The sequence below is a fragment of the Kitasatospora sp. P5_F3 genome (assembly GCF_054049135.1).
In genome coordinates this window covers 1-16,810 of the sequence record NZ_JBFUMY010000004.1, presented here as the reverse complement: position 1 = coordinate 16,810, position 16,810 = coordinate 1, and the positions used below count along the sequence as shown (strand labels likewise).

Sequence of the window (16,810 nt, the reverse complement as noted above, 5' to 3'; positions counted from 1 at the left end):
CACACCTGATCAGATCTGACCGACACGCCGTCAGCGCACGTCGGCGCCCTCCGGCGTGAACGACACCGGCAACTCCCGCAGCCCGCGCATGATCAGACCGCCCCGCCAGCGCAGCTCCTCGGGGTCGGCGGCCAGTTGGAGGTCGGGCAGCCTGGTCAGCAGCGTGGCCAGGGCGAATTGACCCTCCAGCCGGGCCAGCGGGGCGCCGATGCAGTAGTGGATGCCGTGGCCGAATCCGAGGTGCGGATTGTCCTTGCGGGCGAGGTCCAGGGTGTTCTCTCCGGCGAACCTGGCCGGGTCCCGGTCGGCCGCCGCCAGCACCACCAACACCGGGTCGCCGACCGGGATGTCCACGCCGCCGACGGTCAGCGGCTCGGTGGCGAACCGCCAGGTGGCCAGCTCCACCGGGCCGTCGTAGCGCAGCAGTTCCTCCACCGCCGTGGCCAGCAGCGCCGTCTCGCCGCGCTGCACCGACTCCTGCAGCAACGCACGTTGGGCCGGGTTGCGGAGCAGCGCGTAGGTGCCGTTGCCGATCAGGTTGATGGTGGTCTCGAAGCCGGCGAACAGCAGGATGAAGGCCATCGCCGCGGCCTCGTTCTCGGTCAGGTGCTCACCGTGGTCACTCGCCCTGATCAGACCGGAGATCAGATCGTCACCCAGGTCGGCCCGCTTGCGGTGGATCAGCTCCAGCAGGTAGGTCCGGATCCTCTTCACCGCCCGCCCCACCCCGCCGCGCTGCCCGCCGTGGTGACGGATCATCGCGCCCGCCCAGTCCCGCAGGTCGTCCTGGTCCTCCGGCGGCACGCCGAGCAGGTCGCAGATCGCGTAGATGGGGAGCGGGAAGGCGAACTCGTGGATCAGGTCGGCCGAGCCACGGGCCGCGAAGTCGTCGATCAGCCGGTCCGTCAACTGCTGCACCCTGGGCTCGAACTCCGCCACCCGGCGCGGCGTGAACGCCTTCGACACCAGCCGCCGCAGCCGGGTGTGGTCCGGCGGGTCGATGTTCAGCAGATGCGTCATCAGATCCGCCTGCCGCTCGCCCGGGATGCCGACCCGGCCGGTCTTGTGCGCCTGCCCGCTGTGGTGCGCCGGGTTCTTCGACAGCCGCCCGTCCGCCAACGCCTGCCGGGCGTCCGCGTACCGGGTGACCAGCCACGCCTCCACCCCGCTGGGCAGCGTGGTGCGGTGCACCGGCGCGTGCTCGCGCAGCCACGCGTACGCGGGGTAGGGGTCGGCGGCGAACTCCCAGGTGAAGAGTTCCGGCTGGGGATTCAGGTGCGTTTCCGGCATGTCGTGCACCGTAACCTGCCAGAAGAGGAGTGAGCTGGGTCACCTGGCGGGTAATTGCTCTTGCGGAGGATCGTGGCGTGCTTACGATCCTCCGATACGGTCTCGGTGGACGCCGGTGCGGCGTGCTCCACCGGGCGTAGCTCTCAGGGAGGAGCAGGCCATGCGGGTAGCCGGGGCAGTGGTGGTCATCGCGGTGCTCGAAGGCGGTTCAGGCATCGGCCTGGCCCGTCGGTTCGCGGCGGCCGGCGCCGCCGGCATGCTGATCGCCGACCAACGCCCCGGGGTCGCCGAGGACCTCGCCACCGAACTCGACCGGCCCGGCTGCCCCGTGGTCGGCGTCAGCGGCGACGCCCGGCAGCCCAGCGACGTGGCCGCGCTGGTGGCCACCGCCGCGAAGCACCTCGGCCCGATCGACCTGTTCTGCGTGGCCGGCCCCGACGGCGAACGCATCCTCGCGCTGGCCGAACTCCCCGACCACCTCGACCCGCTGGCCGAACTCCTGGCCCAGATCGGCGACGCCATCAGCGAGGTCATCCCCCGCCAGCGGGGCGTCCAGGTCTCCCACTGAGTTCTGGCACGCGCTCAGGCATCAGCCACCAGGGGCTCGGGGAACTGCGACGCCGACCTCGGAAGCACTGCACCTGCGTAGCTGGTCAGGCACTTTGCATTTCGACCCGAGCGCCAGACCTCCTCGCAGTTCCCCGAGCCCCTGACCGTAGATACCTGACGTCAGCTTTCAGCTGAGCGGACGTCGTCGCGGTAGGCGCGAGCCGCCGTGCGGAGGGCTGCGTCGATGTCCACGTCGGCGTCGTAGGCGCGTTGGGCGACCGCGAGGAGCAGGCGGCCCGCCGACTCCGGGGTGAGCTCGGCCGGGAGGGCGTACGGGGCGTCGGGGACGGCGGTGAAGCCTGCGCGGCGGACCCGGGAGACCAGCTTGGCCGCGTAGGCGAGTGCGGGCAGCCCGGCGGGGACCCCGTCCAGGATGGAGTCGCGCTGCTTCTCGGCGGCCTTGAGCTGCTCCCAGTTGGCCTCGACCTGGGCGGACCCGGTGGCCTCGACGTCACCGAAGACGTGCGGGTGGCGGTACATCAGCTTCTCCACGATGTCGCCCGCGACGTCGTCGATGGAGAACGGCTCCTCGGTGTCCTCCTCGGCGATCCGGGAGTGGAAGAAGACCTGCAGCAGGACGTCGCCGAGCTCCTCGCGGAAGGTCTCGCGGTCGCCCTCCTCGATCGCCTCGACCAGTTCGAAGGTCTCCTCGACCAGGTACTTCACCAGCGACTCGTGGGTCTGCTCGGCGTCCCAGGGGCAGCCGCCGGGCGAGCGGAGCCGGTCCATCACCGAGGCCAGGTCGAGCAGTCGGGCGCCGGGCAGGTCGTAGGAGCCGGGCAGCAGCTCGATCTCGGGGACCCGGCCGGCCTCCTCGACCGCGATCCGGGCGAGGGCGTCGGTCAGCCCGGGGTCGCCGTCGATGCTGCCGAGCCACACCACGGTGCCATCGGTGCCGGTGAGCAGCCGGGCCAGCGCCGGGGCGGTGCCGCGCTCGACGAGTTCCACCTCGACGCCGGCCTGGCGTACGGCGGGCAGTTGCGGGTGGTCCGGGTCCGCGGCGAGGACCCGGGCCGCCCCGTGCAGTGCCTGCCAGGCGGGCCAGGAGAGCAGGCCGGGGGCGACCCGGTGGGTGGTGGTGAGCAGGATCAGCTTCGGAGTGTCCACCCTCCGAACCTACCTGGCCCGGCCGGGGTCAGGCAGCGGTGGCCGCGGGCTGCCGGAGCCAGTCGGAGACGGTGTTGGTCAGGCCGATCTGCCGGACGTCCCATTGGCCGTAGCGCGGGTTGACCTCGATCTTCAGCTTGGCCCCGGCGTCGGTGAGGGCGGCCCGGATCACCGCGTCGCCCTCGGCGCTGCGGGCGTCCTTGCCCTGGGCGGCGGCGAGCTTCTGGATACCCAGCTGCTGGCGGTAGAAGGCGGTGACGTCACCGGCCGGGACGCTCTGCTTGAACAGCAGCTCGCGCTGGAGCTCGGCCATGCCGCCGAGCATCTTGGCCTCGCTCTCCCTGGCCTCGTCGATCTCCCCGTCGGTCACCGTGAGTTGACGGTCAGCCAGGGCCTTGGCCACCACCTCGTTGAGCACCAGTTCGGCGACCGTCCGCCGCACCAGCCCGGCCCGCTCGGTGGTCTGCTGACCGCCCGACTCGGCCGCGACGGCGTCCCGCAGCCCGGCCACCCTGGACTCGACCGCCGCGATGGAGATCTGTTCGCCGCCGACCACGGCTGCCGACCCCTGGTGGGGTGCCCCACTGCCACAGGCGGCCAGGGCGGCCCCGGCGAGCAGGACGCCGACGGCGGTTCGGCCGTGGCGGAGCGCGGTGCGGGTGCGGATCACGTGGGGCTCCCGGGAGTTGTGGGGTGCGCGTGGTTCTCCTGACGGTGCACAGTCTCCAAGCTCCGGGACGTTTGGCCAAGAGCATCGGCACGGGCCAAACGGCTTTACTTCGGGTGAACCCCGGCCGCCCTCAGCTGTTGGCGTACGGGTTGCCCCGGACCGGGGTGGGCGGCGGGGTGGCCGAGCCGAGACCGTTCAGGTGGGTGCGCAGCCGGAGGACGTCCGGGTGGTGCGGGCCGTGGCTCCGTTCGCGCTCCAGCAGCAGTTCCAGCAGCCACTGCCAGGCGCCCTCGCGGTCACCCAGCTGGACCCGGAGCAGGCCGATCTGCTCCCGGAGTTCGAAGCTGCGCTCGGGGTCGGCCCCGGCGTCGGCGAGCAGCTGCCGGTACTCCGCCAGCGCCTCCCGGTAACGCCGCTGCTCGCGCAGGGTGCGGGCGTAGATGGTCCGGACGGTCTGCACCAGCGGTGCGGCGTCGCCGAGTTGGACCCGGGCCCGGGGCAGCAGTCGGCCGGCCAGTTCGGTCACCTCGGCGTACCGCCGGGCGGCGACCAGGTCGGAGAGCTCGGCGAAGGCGCCGGTGAGATCGTCCACCGGAGCGGCGGGTGCCGGGACTGCGGCGGACTGCGGCCGGTGGGGCTGGTGCGGGTACCGGTACGGCCGGGTCGGGTCCGGCAACGGGCCGACCGGGGGCTGGAGTTCGACCCCGGCGGCCGGGAGCAGCGGCAGCAGCCGGGCGTACACCTGGCCGGCGTCGGCCGGGCGGTCCTCGGGGCGCTTGGCGAGCAGGTCGAGGACCAGCGTCTCCAGTACGGCGGGCACCTCGGGGCGGAGGGTGCGCAGGGCGGCGGGCGGCTCGTCCACGTGCCGCCGGAGCACCCCGAGGGCGGTCGGGGCCCGGAACGGGGCCTCCCCCGCGAGCATCTCGTGCAGCAGGCAGCCGAGCGCGTAGAGGTCGCTGCGCGGATCGGCGGTGCCGGCCAGCGCCTGCTCGGGGGCCATGTAGGCGGGGCTGCCGATCGGTACGCCGGTCAGCGTCAGCCGGGTCGCGTCGGTGTCCAGGGCGGTGGCGATGCCGAGGTCGAGCAGCACCACCCGGCCGTCCTCACGGACCATCACATTGCTCGGCTTGAGGTCGCGGTGCACCACCGGGACGGCGTGCACGGCGGCCAGCGCGGTGCACAGCTGGGCGGCCACGGCGACCGCCCAGACGATCGGGAACGGCTCCTGCTCGGCGATCAGATCGGCCAGGCTGAGGCCGGGCACGCGCTGCATGACCAGGTAGAGCTCGCCGCCGTCCTCCCCCGCGTCGAAGACGGTGACCAGGCCGGGATGGTCGAGCGCGGCGGTGACCCGGCACTCGCGCAGGAACCGGCGGCGCAGCTCGTCGCTGCGGCTGGTGGTGGCGTCGGCCCCGGTGCCGTCGGCGGAGTTGAGCAGGTCGGTACGGAGCAGCTTGACCGCGACCCGGCGGCCGAGCCGCTCGTCGTGCCCGGCCCAGACCTGGCCCATGCCGCCGTGGCCGATCTTCTCCGCCAGCCGGTAGCGGTCGGCGATCACCCGGGAGACGGTCACCGGCTGCCGTCCTGGGCCTGACGGCGCAACAGTTCACCGAGCTGCTGCAGGTCGTCCTGGGTCGGCGCGGACGCCTGCGGTGCGGGCTGCACCGGCACCGGCTGCGGCGGGGTCGGCGGGGCGGCCGGGTACTGCGGCGGCGGGTACCAGGCACCGGGCTGCGCCGGCGGTACGGCCTTCGCCGCGCCGCCCCGCGCGTCGAGCACCAGGAAGTGCACCGGCGCGCCGAGCCAGAGCACCATCAGGGCGAGGCCGCCGATCAGGCTGAAGGAGTCCTGGGCGTCCGGCTTCGAGAGTCCGATGCTGACGTACAGGGTGAGTTGGAGCAGCACGAACACGACGGCGCCGAGCACGTCCACCGCCCGCCTGCGGCGCAGTGCCAGCACCAGCGAGGGCACCAGGCCGAGCAGCCCGAGGCTGAGCAGCGGCACGAGACAGAACAGGATCTTCGGCCCGACCCGGAACGGACCCGGCGCGCCGAACTGCTGACCTGCCATGCGGACTCCCGTACGAGGACTGAACGTTCCCGCACACGCTACCCTCCGCCACCCCCAACTGCCGGACGGTCTCAGGGTTCCAGGGTGCCCGCCGCCAGCCCGTCGGTCAGTCCCTGGGTGAGCGTCCTGGCCAGCCCGGTGGCCTGCTGGAGGGCGGCCTCGAAGTCGGCGATCCGGCGGAAGGCGGCGCCGAGTTCGCGCTGCCGCTCGACCGGGAGGCGGGGCAGCTCGAACCGGCGGATGTCCAGCCGGGTGGTGCCGGACGCGTAGCTGCTGGCCCGCCGGGTGGCGTCGGTGGCCCGCAGCAGGCCGGCCAGGTGGTCGGGGTCGAGCTGCGCCGGGTCGGGGCGCAGCAGGTGCACCCGGGCGCCGAGCGCGGCGCCGTCGTAGGGGTCGCCCGGCCGGACCACCCGGGCGGCGGAGGTGGCCAGCGCGGGCACCAGCACGTCCCCCGGGCGGGCGGTCGGGACCGGGCCCTCGGCGGCCGATGAGGCAGTCGGCGGGTGACCGTTGATCAGGTCGTGGTCGGTGAGCAACGCGGTCTCCCCCGGGCCGAGCGGCGTGCGGGCCGGGGCGCCCTGGCCCGCCGGGTACACCTCCAGGGCGCCGGACCTGGCGAGTTCGCCGACCGTGACGGCCGGGACCGTCCCGGCCCCGGTCACCGGGCTGACCCGGGGCAGCAGGGCGTCCGGCTCGGCCAGCGCGGCGAACCGTTCGGCCAGCCGGAGTTGAAGGTGGGTCAGCCCGTCGGCGTCCCCGGCCGGTGCGGCCGGCGGGAGGTGGCGGGCCGGGGACAGGTCGGTCTCGTCGTCGAGCAGGTCGATCGCGGGCACCGCCCGGTGCACCCCGGGCCGGTCGGCGGGCAGCGCGGTACCGGCCGTGGCGGCGGCGTCGAAGCCGCGCCAGGCGTCCAGCACCGTGCGGTGCAGCTGCGGCCAGTCGATCCGGTCCCGGCCACCGTCGCCCGGGGCGGCCTGGACGGCGTCCAGCAGCAGCACCTGGCGGAAGCCGTCGCCGGGCGCGGGCCTGCGCAGCACCCACAGGTGCAGCGGCACGCCGTACGGCGGGGCGGCCCCGGCGGGCAGTGCGACCACCGCGCGCAGCGCGCCGCTGCGCAGCAGTTCGGCCCGGACCCGGCGGCCCGCCCGGCGGGAGGCGACGGTCGGCGGCAGCAGCAGCGCGGCCAGGCCGCCCGGTGCGGTGTGCGCCAGGCAGTGCAGCACCCAGGCGAGTTCGGACTCGCCGCGCGGCGGGACCACCCCGGCCAGCCAGCGGCTGTCGTACTGGAGCTCGTCGTGGCCCCAGTCGCGCTCGTTGTACGGGGGCTGGCAGAGCACCGCGTCGGCGAGCCCGCCGGGGTGGGCGTCGGCCCGCAGGGCGCTGCCCGGGCGCAGGTCCAGGCCGAGCGGGCCCGGGGTGTCGGCGGGGGTGTGCAGCGCCAGCCGGAGCAGGGCCAGCGCGCCGAGCACCGGGTCGGCCTCCTGGCCCGACCGGTGGGCCGCGCCGGGCACCGCGAGCAGCAGGGCACCGAGGCCGCAGGCCGGATCGAGCACCGAGGCGGGCTGCCCGGCCAGCGCGCCGAGCAGCGCGGCGGCCTCCGGCGGAGTGGGGCTGAGCTGACGGCTGTTCGCCTCGGCGTGCCGGGCCAGCAGTTGCTCGTACGCGGCCACCGGGCCGTGCTGTCCGGCCAGCCGGGCCAGCATCCTGGCCAGGTCGAGGTAGGTGGCCCCGGCCAGGGCGGGCAGGTCTAGCAGGCCGGGGGCGTCAGGGCCGAGGGCGCTGACGGTCAGTCGGCGCAGCTCCCGGGGCAGCGCGGTGGCCAGCGTGGTGTCGGGCTCGCCGGCCAGCGCGGGCCAGGCGGCCGGGGCGCGGTGCAGCAGCAGCAGGAAGGCCCCGGCGGCCGGGACGGCGCCGGCCGGGTGACCGGCCGGATCGCGCAGGGTCTCCAGCTGACGCCAGGTCTGCTCGATCAGCGGCAGCTCGGCGATCTTGCCCTGCTCGCGCAGCCACCGCTCGACCTGGTCGAGCCGGAAGGTGGGGCTGCTGTCGCTGCCACCGACCGGGCGCGGGAAGTCGGGGTGGCGGCGGCGCCAGTTGCTGACGGCGGCCCGGCCGACCCCCGCCAGCCTGGCGATCTCGACGGCGGTCACCTCGGGGCGGTCCGGCATCTGGGCTCCTTCGGGGCGAGGTGTGACCACACAGCATAGCGATCGACCCTTTGACGTCTCGTTCACGCGTGAACAGAGAGCTTTCGTGAATCAGTGTTGACATCGTTCACAGCAGATGATGTGATCTACCCATCGCAAGCGGCAGTCGCCGCAAAGCAGCCCGAGACCCTGGGAGTTCGACATGGCCATCGCCACCACCACCCGCCGCCGCGCCGCCCTGCTGCTCAGCGCGGGCCTGGTCGTCCTCGGCGCCACCGCCTGCACCGACACCAAGCCCTCGGTCTCCACCGAGGCGAAGCCGGCCGCCACCGCCTCGGCCGACGGCAGCAAGGCCGCCGACCCGGGCAAGAGCGCGGAGGGCGCGAAGGCTGCCGCCAAGCTCGGCGACACCATCGCCCTCAAGGGCAACCTCGCGGACACCACCGCCGACGTCACCGCGGTGAAGCTGGTCGACAACGCCGAGGGCGTCGACGAGTTCAGCAAGCCGGCCGACGGCAAGCGCTTCGTCGCCGTCCAGTTCCGGATCAAGGCCACCGGCAAGGGCTACAACGACTCGCCGTCCAACAGCGCCAAGCTGATCGACGCCCAGGGCCAGGCCTTCAACACCAGCCTGGACGACACCAAGGCGGGCCCGTCCTTCGCGGCCGGCACCACCATCGCCGCGGGCGAGAGCGGCCTCGGCTTCCTCACCTTCGAGGTGCCCGCCGACGCCAAGCTCGACAAGGTCCAGTTCACCCTGGACAGCGGCTTCGCCCCGCAGACCGGCCAGTGGAAGCTCGGCTGACGGTCGCTCGGCTGACGGTCAGCCGGCCAGGAAACACCACGGCGGCCTCGGGCACCCGGCCCGAGACCGCCGACACGGCGCACCACTGCAGACAGTTACCTCTTCGCGCCCGCCAGGTCGTCGAACATCGTGGTCAGGAACTCCCGGCACCAGTCCAGCAGTTCACGCCCGACCAGCGGCTTGCCGCCGATCCGGCCGGTGGCCGGCCGGGGCACCAGCAGCTGCCGGGCGGCGGCCTTGACCTGGCTGCGCGGGTAGATCCGGTTCAGCCGCAGCTGCTGCGACTCGCGCAGCTCCACCGGCCCGAACCGGACGTTCGCCCCGGCCAGCGTGATGTCACCGATCCCGCAGCGCCGCGCGTACAGCCGCAGGGCCGCGACCAGCAGCAGGTTCTCCACCGCCTCCGGCAGCTTGCCGTAACGGTCCGTCAGCTCCTCGCGGACCTGGACGATGTCCTCCTCGGAGTTGACCGCCGCGATCGAGCGGTACGCCTGCAGGCGCAGCCGCTCACCGGGGGCGTAGTCGTGCGGCACGTGGGCGTCCACCGGCAGCTCGATCTTCACCTCCAGCGGCTCCTCCTCCGGCTCCGCGCCGCCACTGGCCAACGAGTCGCGGAACTCCGCCACCGCCTCGCCGACCATCCGCATGTAGAGGTCGAAGCCGACGCCCGCGATGTGCCCGGACTGCTCGCCGCCGAGCAGGTTGCCCGCGCCGCGGATCTCCAGGTCCTTCATCGCCACGTACATACCCGCACCCATCTCGGTGTGCTGGGCGATGGTGGCCAGACGCTCGTGCGCGGTCTCGGTGAGCGGCTTCTCCGGCGGGTACAGCATGTAGGCGTAGCCGCGCTCGCGGCCACGGCCCACCCGGCCGCGCAGCTGGTGCAGCTGGGACAGGCCGAAGGTGTCGCCGCGCTCCACGATCAGGGTGTTGGCGTTCGAGATGTCGATGCCCGACTCCACGATGGTGGTGGAGACCAGCACGTCGAACTCCTTCTCCCAGAAGTCCACCACCACCTTCTCCAGCAGGTTCTCCCCCATCTGCCCGTGCGCGGTGGCGATCCGCGCCTCGGGCACCAGCTCCTTCAGCCGGGCGGCCGCCTTGTCGATCGACTCGACCCGGTTGTGGATGTAGAACACCTGGCCCTCGCGCAGGAGTTCACGCCGGATCGCGGCCGAGATCTGCTTCTCGTCGTACGGGCCGACGAAGGTCAGCACCGGGTGCCGCTCCTCCGGCGGGGTGGTGATGGTGGACATCTCCCGGATGCCGGTGACCGCCATCTCCAGGGTGCGCGGGATCGGGGTGGCCGACATGGTCAGCACGTCCACGTTGGCCCGGAGCTTCTTCAGCTGCTCCTTGTGCTCGACGCCGAAGCGCTGCTCCTCGTCGACGATGACCAGGCCGAGGTCCTTGAACTTCGTCTCGGAGGAGAACAGCCGGTGGGTGCCGATCACCACGTCCACCGAGCCCTCGAACAGGCCCTCCAGCACGGCCTTCGCCTCGCTGTCGCTCTGGAACCGGGAGAGTGCCTTCACCACCACCGGGAAGTTGGCGTACCGCTCGGCGAAGGTGGAGAAGTGCTGCTGCACCAGCAGCGTGGTCGGCACCAGCACGGCCACCTGCTTGCCGTCCTGCACCGCCTTGAACGCCGCCCTGACCGCGATCTCGGTCTTGCCGTAGCCGACGTCGCCGCAGATCAGCCGGTCCATCGGGACCGACTTCTCCATGTCCGACTTGACCTCGGCGATGGTGGTCAGCTGGTCGGGCGTCTCCGCGTACGGGAACGCGTCCTCCAGCTCGCGCTGCCAGGGGGTGTCCGGGCCGAAGGTGTGGCCCGGCGCGGCCATCCGGGCCGAGTACAGCTTGATCAGGTCCCCGGCGATCTCGCGCACGGCCTTCTTGGCCCGCTGCTTGGTCTTCGCCCAGTCCGCCCCGCCGAGCCGGTGCAGGGTCGGGGCCTCGCCGCCGACGTACTTGGTCACCTGGTCCAGCTGGTCGGTCGGCACGAACAGCCGGTCGCCGGGGTGGCCGCGCTTCGCGGGCGCGTACTCCAGCACCAGGTACTCGCGGGTGGCGCCCTGCACGGTGCGCTGCACCATCTCCACGTACCGGCCGACGCCGTGCGCCTCGTGCACCACGTAGTCGCCGGCCGCCAGGGCCAGCGGGTCGATCGCGTTCCGGCGCCGCGAGGGCATCCGGCGCATGTCCTTGGTGGAGGACTTCTGGCCGGACAGGTCGGTCTCGGTGATCACGGTCAGCTTGAGCTGCTCGTCCACGAAGCCGTGCTCGATCGAGCCGCAGGAGACGTACACGACGTCCCGGGTCGGCGCCTCGGCCAGGTCGGCGACCAGCCGGGCCGCGATGCCCTCGCCGGCCAGCACCTCGGCCAGCCGGGAGGCCGGTCCGTGGCCCTCGGTCACCATGACGACCCGCCAGTCGGCGTTCAGCCGTTCCTTGGCGTCCGCGATGGCGCGGGCGGTGTCGCCCCGGTACGCCTCGACGGCGTGCATACCGAGGGTGAGGGTGTTGGCGTCGAACTCCAGGATCTCCGTCACGCTCGAGTCGCTGGTGGCAAAGGGGCTGACGGACCACCAGGGCAGGCCGACCTCGCCCGCGTGCTCCCGGACGTCGGCCAGCGACCAGAGCGAGGCCGCCGAGACGTCGATCATCTCGATGTCGATCGGCCGGTCACCGCCGGAGGCCGCCGCCACCCAGGAGGCGTGCAGGAACTCCTGACTGGTCGCCACCAGGTCGGCCGCCCGGGTCCGGACCCGCTCCGGGTCGCAGACCACCGCGACCGAGCCGCTCGGCAGCACGTCGAGCAGCAGCTCCATCTCGTCCACCAGGACCGGCGCCAGCGACTCCATGCCCTCGACCGCGATGCCCTGGGCGATCTTGTCCAGGATCTCGGCCAGCTCCGGGTGACGCGCCGCCAGCTCGGCGGCCTTGGCCCGCACCTCGTCGGTGAGCAGCAGCTCACGGCAGGGCGGTGCCCAGAGGCCGTGTTCGGCGATCTCCAGCGAGCGCTGGTCGGCGATCTTGAAGAACCGGATCTCCTCGACGTCGTCGCCCCAGAACTCCACCCGGAGCGGGTGCTCCTCGGTCGGCGGGAAGACGTCCAGGATGCCGCCGCGGACGGCGAACTCACCGCGCTTCTCGACCAGTTCGACCCGGGAGTAGGCAGCGGCCGCGAGCTTCCTGGCCACCTGCTCCAGATCGTGCTGCTCACCCCGCAGCAGCGCCACCGGCTCCAGCTCGGCCAGCCCCTTCACCTGCGGCTGCAGCACCGAGCGGACCGGGGCCACGATCACCTGCACCGGCCCGGCCGCCGGGTCGTCGGCGCGCGGGTGGACGATCCGGCGCAGCACCGCGAGGCGGCGGCCGACGGTGTCCGAGCGCGGTGACAGCCGCTCATGCGGCAGCGTCTCCCACGCGGGGAACTCCGCCACCGCGTCCGGCGGGAGCAGCGAACGCAGGCTGGCCGCCAGGTCCTCCGCCTCCCGGCCGGTGGCGGTCACCGCCAGCACCGGGCGGCCGCGCTCCCCCGCCTTCCCGGCCAACGACCGGGCCAGCGCGGCGATCGCGAACGGGCGGGCGGCGGGCGGTCCCACCAGGTCGAGGTGCTGCCGCTGCCCGGCAGCCGCGGCCTCGATCGCCTCGGCGAGGGCGGCGTCCCGTACGACGACATCGAGCAGTCCGGACAGGCTCATACTTCTCGGCTCCACGGCTGGAATGCCCAGGCGCCGGAGCGACCGGCCGGGCAACGCGAACAGCCCGAAACGCGGAGCGCCCCGGGGGTCTCCAGCCTACGCCGACGGGGCACCCGCCGCCGTGAGCAACGACCGGCGGAGATCAGGGCAAGCCGGGGCGTTTCCCCGAAGACCCGGCACCCCACAGATCACGAACTCGACATATTGCTGTCACTGCCCGTCCATGGTGATCGCGCAGGATGGTGTTCGTGCCCGCCGCATCCAACCGTGGGGGATGGCTGTGGTGGCACGGACGCACCCCGATGGGGGTCGGAGTGCGTGGCCGGGCGGCCCTGGGTGGGGGCGCCCGCGCCCATTCGCGGGAGCCGTGGTGCCCTTTCCTGAAGGGCACCACGGCACCTGCTTTTTCCGGGACAACACCGTTCCCGCCACTTTGCCCGAAGGCCCACGCGGCCCGGCCGGGCTCCGTACTCTCTCGTGTGAAGACGGTGTGGGGACACCGTGAATCGCGATGGAGGGGGTACTTCGTCATGCGCGTCGTCATCGCAGGCCAGGGGTATGTGGGGCTGCCACTGGCGGTCCGGGCCGCCGAGGTCGGGCACCAGGTGGTCGGGTACGACGTGGACGAGCGGCGGATCAAGCGGCTGGCCCTCGGCGAGTCGTACGTCGAGGACATCCCGGCGGCACGGCTGCGGCCGCTGCTGGAGAGCGGGGCGTACCAGCCGACCGCCGACCCGGCAGAGGTGGCGGGCTTCGACGTCGCCGTGATCACCGTGCCGACGCCGCTCCGGGACGGGGTGCCGGACCTCTCGTACATCGAGTCCTCGGCCCGGCTGCTGGCGCAGTACCTGCGCCCGGGGGCCACCGTGGTGCTGGAGTCCACCACCTACCCGGGCACCACCGAGGAGCTGCTCGCCCCGATCCTGGAGCAGGGCTCGGGGCTGACGGCCGGCCAGGACTTCCACCTCGGCTACAGCCCGGAGCGGATCGACCCGGGCAACCCGACCTGGAAGCTGGAGAACACCCCCAAGGTGGTCTCCGGCACCTCGCCGGCCGGGCTGGCGGCGGTGGACGGCTTCTACGCCCAGCTGGTCGAGCGCACCGTGCCGGTCTCCTCCACCAAGGAGGCCGAGCTGACCAAGCTGCTGGAGAACACCTTCCGGCACGTCAACATCGCGCTGGTGAACGAGCTGGCGATGTTCGCGCACGACCTCGGCATCGACGTCTGGGAGGCGATCGACGCCGCCTCCACCAAGCCGTTCGGCTATCTGCGCTTCACCCCGGGCCCGGGTGTCGGCGGGCACTGCCTGCCGATCGACCCGTCCTACCTGTCCTGGCGGGTGGAGCGGGCGCTCGGGCAGTCGTTCCGGTTCGTCGAGCTGGCCAACGACGTGAACAGCCACATGCCCGACTACGTGGTGCGCCGGCTGACCGAGGCGCTGAACGACCGTCAGCGGTCGGTCAAGGGCTCCCGGGTGCTGCTGCTCGGCCTGGCGTACAAGAAGAACACCGGCGACGCCCGGGAGACCCCGGCCGCCCGGGTGGCCGAGCTGCTGGTCCGGATGGGGGCCGAGGTGCACGCCGCCGACCCGCACGTGGTGGTCGGCGTCCACATGCCCGACCCGGTGATCCCCGGCCAGCGGGCCGCCGAACCGGACAGCCACGGCGACCCGTTCGCCGCCGTCCGCCGGGTCGAGGCCACCCCCGAGGAGCTGGCCGCCGCCGACGCCGTCGTGCTGCTCGCCGACCACGACGACTTCGACTACGAGGCCGTCACCACGCACGCCCGCTACATCCTGGACTGCCGCCGCCGGCTCACCGGGGCGGCAGTCGAGGTGCTCTGACGGGTCGTCAGCCCCGGCGGATCACCTCGCTGGGGTACTCGTGGCCCTCGTCCACGATCACGATCCTGGGGATGACCCGGGTCTCCGCGTCGCCGGGCTTGGGAGCAGGGGCGGCCGGCGGGGCCGGGGGCTTCGCCGGGACGGCCGGGATCGCCGGGATCACGGTGGTGGGTGCGTCGACGGGCTGGTCCTTGACCATGTCCTTCGGCGCGTCCCTCGGTGTGTCCTGGGGCGCGTCCTTCGGTACGTCCTGCGGCTCGGCCTCGGTCTGCGGCGGCTTCTCGATCTGGCCGACCACCGCGCCGGTGAGGGCGGCCAGGGTCTGCTTGATGTGGTCGAGGTGCTGCTGCACCTGCTCCAGCTCGGCGGCGAACTCGCGCTGCTCGCGCTCGCTCGCGGACTGGATCTTCTCCGCCTCGCTCCGGGCCTTCGCGATCAGCTCCTCGGCCTTGGCGTTCGCCTGGGCGTCGGCCTGCTTGATCTGGGCGAGCACCGACTCGCGGTGCTGCTCGGCCTCCTTGAGGCGGCTCTCGGCGGTCGCCGAGATCTCGGCGTCCTCGGCGTCGGCCTTGGCCTCGGCGGCGGTGAAGGTCTCGTCGGCCCGGCGGCGCCGCTCGGCCAGCTTGTCCTCGGACAGTTCCTCGGCCTCGGCCGCGGCGACCCGGACCTTGGCGGCGGCAGCGGTCGCGCCGTCCCGGATCGCCCTGGCCTCCGCGTCGGCGGCCGCGCGGAGCTTCTCCGCCTCGGCCCTGGTCCGCTCCTCGGTCCGGCGGGCGGCCTGGTCGGCGTCGCCCCGGGTGGTGGCGGCGAACTCCTTGGCGGCGCTGGCGGCCGCCTGCCCGGCCTCGTACGCGTCGTCCCTGGCGTCCTCGGCGGCGCGCTCGGCGAGCTCCCGGACGGCCAGTGCCTCGGCCTGGGCGATGGCCATCAGCTTGACCGCCTGGTCGCTGAGCGCCGCGTAGTCCGGGTCGGGTGCGTCCTCGGCGGCCTTGACGACCTCGGCGAGCCGCTTCTCCATCTCGCGGGCACCCGCGCCGAGCACGCCGAGCTGCTCCCACGCTCGGTCCCGGTCGACCGTGAACGCGGCCAGTGCCGCGTCGACCTGCTCGGGCGCATAGCCCCGTCGGGCAGCGGTGAAGCCGTGCTGGGAGACTGCGTCGCTCATGGCTCTTCCCCTCGTGCTCGCGGGCTACGGAGCCCCGGTGGCGGACGTGCTGGCGGAGCGCCGGTACGACGTTCCTCTTGACCTATTTTGCGCAGATGGGATCGAAACCCAAACAAGGCAGAGCCGGGGTAAGGCCATCCGACATGGCTCCACCCCAGCTCCGGGTGACCGAGCTCACCTCGGCCGTGACTCGGTTCGGATCAGAACAGCCCGTCCCAGAACTGCTCCAGCAGCACCGCCCACCAGGTCTCCGGCGACTGCAGGGCGGCCGGGTCGACGGCCAGCAGCTGGGCCTGGAAATCGGTGGTCCAGCGGCCCGCCTGATCGGGCGTCAGCCCGTAGCGCAGCCGCCACATCCGGCCCAGCAGGGCCAGCGAGCGGACGAACTCCGGGACGCCGGTGTTGACGAAGCGCGGGACCTCGCCGCCGTTCTCCAGGTCCACCGCCACCACCGCCGCGGTGCCGTACTGGACGCAGAGCTGACGGCCGTAGTCGTTGCCCAGCACCAGGTAGCCGCCGAAGTCCGGCCCGGCGGGCAGGCCGCGCTCGGCGGCCAGCTCGGCGAGGGTCGGGATCGGGCGGCCCTCCTGGGCCTGGGCCCAGAAGAACGGCGCGAAGTCGCGCGGCAGCCCGGCCCACATCAGGGTCTGCGCGACCGGCTCGGGTACGCCCTGCCGGGAGACCGCGCGCTGCTCGAACCGGAACACGCCGGGGCCGAAGACCTGACCGAGCTCGGCCGCCAGCTGCTGCGGTCCGGCCGGCGGCAGCGGTACCGGCGCACCGGAGAGCGCACCGGGCTGCGGCAGCGGCGCGCGGACCGGACGGGGGCGCTGCGGTGCGGCCGCGAGCTGGTGCAGCTGGTCCACGTGGTCCAGCAGCACCGCCATCCCGGCCTGCCTGGCCTGCTGGTCGCGGCCGTACGCGGCGGTGTGGCTGAGCCGGACGTTCGGCCAGGCCGCCCGGACCATCCGCAGGCAGTAGCCGCCGGGCAGGTCGCAGCACTCCAGGTCGGTGTGCAGTTCGAGCACCTGGTCCGGCGGGACGTTGAGCCGGCGCAGCTCCTGGAGCGCCTTCCACTCCGGGTGCGGGGTGCCGGGCTCGCTGCGCTGGATCAGGGTCTGCTCGGAGCCGTCCGGACCCCGGTAGCGGACCACCGCGCTGCTGCCGGGGCCGATCGACGGCAGGCCCGGGTTCACCGGCTGTGGCGGCGGCACGGGCATCGGCGCCGGGGGCGCGGCCGGGGCCGGGGCGCCCAGCGAGGCGGCGTCCGGGTAGCCGTAGCCGACCGGCGGCGCACCCGGGACCGGTACGGAGCCGGGTGCGGGCTGGGCCGGCGGGGAGCGCAGCTCGGCGGGCGGGGGCGGCGGCGGCGCGCTCGGACCCCGGCCCGCAC

12 protein-coding genes are annotated in these 16,810 nt (G+C 73.4%); 3 read left to right on the top strand and 9 right to left on the bottom strand.

What is annotated here, in order from left to right; genetic code table 11:
* Positions 1-30: 30 nt before the first annotated feature.
* Positions 31-1,290 carry a cytochrome P450 family protein gene (locus ACXJMZ_RS02590; protein WP_457028328.1) on the bottom strand — a complete coding sequence of 420 codons (1,260 nt, stop codon included), beginning with the start codon at positions 1,288-1,290 and terminating at the stop codon, positions 31-33.
* Positions 1,291-1,450: 160 nt separating this feature from the next.
* Between ACXJMZ_RS02590 and ACXJMZ_RS02585 the strand changes: the two genes are divergently transcribed.
* Positions 1,451-1,858 (top strand): SDR family NAD(P)-dependent oxidoreductase, encoded by a 408-nt coding sequence (locus ACXJMZ_RS02585; protein ID WP_057227359.1) that lies wholly within the window; start codon positions 1,451-1,453, stop codon positions 1,856-1,858.
* A 161-nt stretch (positions 1,859-2,019) separates the two neighbouring features.
* Here ACXJMZ_RS02585 and ACXJMZ_RS02580 read toward each other — a convergent pair whose 3' ends face one another.
* The 5 genes from ACXJMZ_RS02580 to ACXJMZ_RS02560 form a co-directional block, all read right to left on the bottom strand.
* Positions 2,020-3,006 (bottom strand): MazG family protein, encoded by a 987-nt coding sequence (locus ACXJMZ_RS02580; RefSeq protein WP_457028327.1) that lies wholly within the window; start codon positions 3,004-3,006, stop codon positions 2,020-2,022.
* Between the two features lie 28 nt (positions 3,007-3,034).
* A complete protein-coding gene (locus ACXJMZ_RS02575) occupies positions 3,035-3,676 on the bottom strand; it encodes a SurA N-terminal domain-containing protein (RefSeq protein WP_457028326.1) in 642 nt (213 codons plus the stop codon).
* Between the two features lie 130 nt (positions 3,677-3,806).
* Positions 3,807-5,249, bottom strand: a complete 1,443-nt coding sequence (locus ACXJMZ_RS02570) for a serine/threonine-protein kinase (RefSeq protein WP_457028325.1) — start codon at positions 5,247-5,249, stop codon at positions 3,807-3,809.
* Positions 5,246-5,746 carry a hypothetical protein gene (locus tag ACXJMZ_RS02565; RefSeq protein ID WP_457028324.1) on the bottom strand — a complete coding sequence of 167 codons (501 nt, stop codon included), beginning with the start codon at positions 5,744-5,746 and terminating at the stop codon, positions 5,246-5,248. The genes ACXJMZ_RS02570 and ACXJMZ_RS02565 overlap by 4 nt, the downstream gene beginning before the upstream one ends.
* Positions 5,747-5,817: 71 nt before the next feature.
* Positions 5,818-7,914, bottom strand: coding sequence for an N-6 DNA methylase (locus ACXJMZ_RS02560; protein ID WP_457028323.1), 2,097 nt, complete (start codon positions 7,912-7,914; stop codon positions 5,818-5,820).
* 181 nt (positions 7,915-8,095) lie between these two features.
* On the opposite strand from ACXJMZ_RS02560, the gene ACXJMZ_RS02555 reads away from it, so the two are divergent.
* Positions 8,096-8,698 carry a DUF4352 domain-containing protein gene (locus ACXJMZ_RS02555; protein WP_457028322.1) on the top strand — a complete coding sequence of 201 codons (603 nt, stop codon included), beginning with the start codon at positions 8,096-8,098 and terminating at the stop codon, positions 8,696-8,698.
* A 95-nt stretch (positions 8,699-8,793) separates the two neighbouring features.
* Here ACXJMZ_RS02555 and mfd read toward each other — a convergent pair whose 3' ends face one another.
* The gene (mfd, locus tag ACXJMZ_RS02550; protein ID WP_457028321.1) at positions 8,794-12,408 is read right to left on the bottom strand and encodes a transcription-repair coupling factor; all 3,615 of its coding nucleotides are present in this window, start codon (positions 12,406-12,408) and stop codon (positions 8,794-8,796) included.
* Positions 12,409-12,938: 530 nt separating this feature from the next.
* Here mfd and ACXJMZ_RS02545 point away from each other — a divergent pair.
* A complete protein-coding gene (locus ACXJMZ_RS02545; RefSeq protein WP_457028320.1) occupies positions 12,939-14,252 on the top strand; it encodes a nucleotide sugar dehydrogenase in 1,314 nt (437 codons plus the stop codon).
* A 7-nt stretch (positions 14,253-14,259) separates the two neighbouring features.
* Here ACXJMZ_RS02545 and ACXJMZ_RS02540 read toward each other — a convergent pair whose 3' ends face one another.
* On the bottom strand, positions 14,260-15,417 hold the full coding sequence (locus ACXJMZ_RS02540) for a hypothetical protein (RefSeq protein WP_457028319.1): 1,158 nt from the start codon (positions 15,415-15,417) through the stop codon (positions 14,260-14,262).
* Positions 15,418-15,617: 200 nt separating this feature from the next.
* Positions 15,618-16,810: SUKH-4 family immunity protein (locus ACXJMZ_RS02535; RefSeq protein ID WP_457028318.1), on the bottom strand; the 1,193-nt coding region annotated here is incomplete at its 5' end.

Bases quoted from the DNA above. Each gene is read 5' to 3' on its own strand.
- ACXJMZ_RS02590 (WP_457028328.1), bottom strand. From the start codon at position 1,290: ATGCCGGAAACGCACCTGAATCCCCAGCCGGAACTCTTCACCTGGGAG.
- ACXJMZ_RS02585 (WP_057227359.1), top strand. From the start codon at position 1,451: ATGCGGGTAGCCGGGGCAGTGGTGGTCATCGCGGTGCTCGAAGGCGGT.
- ACXJMZ_RS02565 (WP_457028324.1), bottom strand. From the start codon at position 5,746: ATGGCAGGTCAGCAGTTCGGCGCGCCGGGTCCGTTCCGGGTCGGGCCG.
- ACXJMZ_RS02560 (WP_457028323.1), bottom strand. From the start codon at position 7,914: ATGCCGGACCGCCCCGAGGTGACCGCCGTCGAGATCGCCAGGCTGGCG.
- ACXJMZ_RS02555 (WP_457028322.1), top strand. From the start codon at position 8,096: ATGGCCATCGCCACCACCACCCGCCGCCGCGCCGCCCTGCTGCTCAGC.
- mfd (WP_457028321.1), bottom strand. From the start codon at position 12,408: ATGAGCCTGTCCGGACTGCTCGATGTCGTCGTACGGGACGCCGCCCTC.
- ACXJMZ_RS02545 (WP_457028320.1), top strand. From the start codon at position 12,939: ATGCGCGTCGTCATCGCAGGCCAGGGGTATGTGGGGCTGCCACTGGCG.
- ACXJMZ_RS02540 (WP_457028319.1), bottom strand. From the start codon at position 15,417: ATGAGCGACGCAGTCTCCCAGCACGGCTTCACCGCTGCCCGACGGGGC.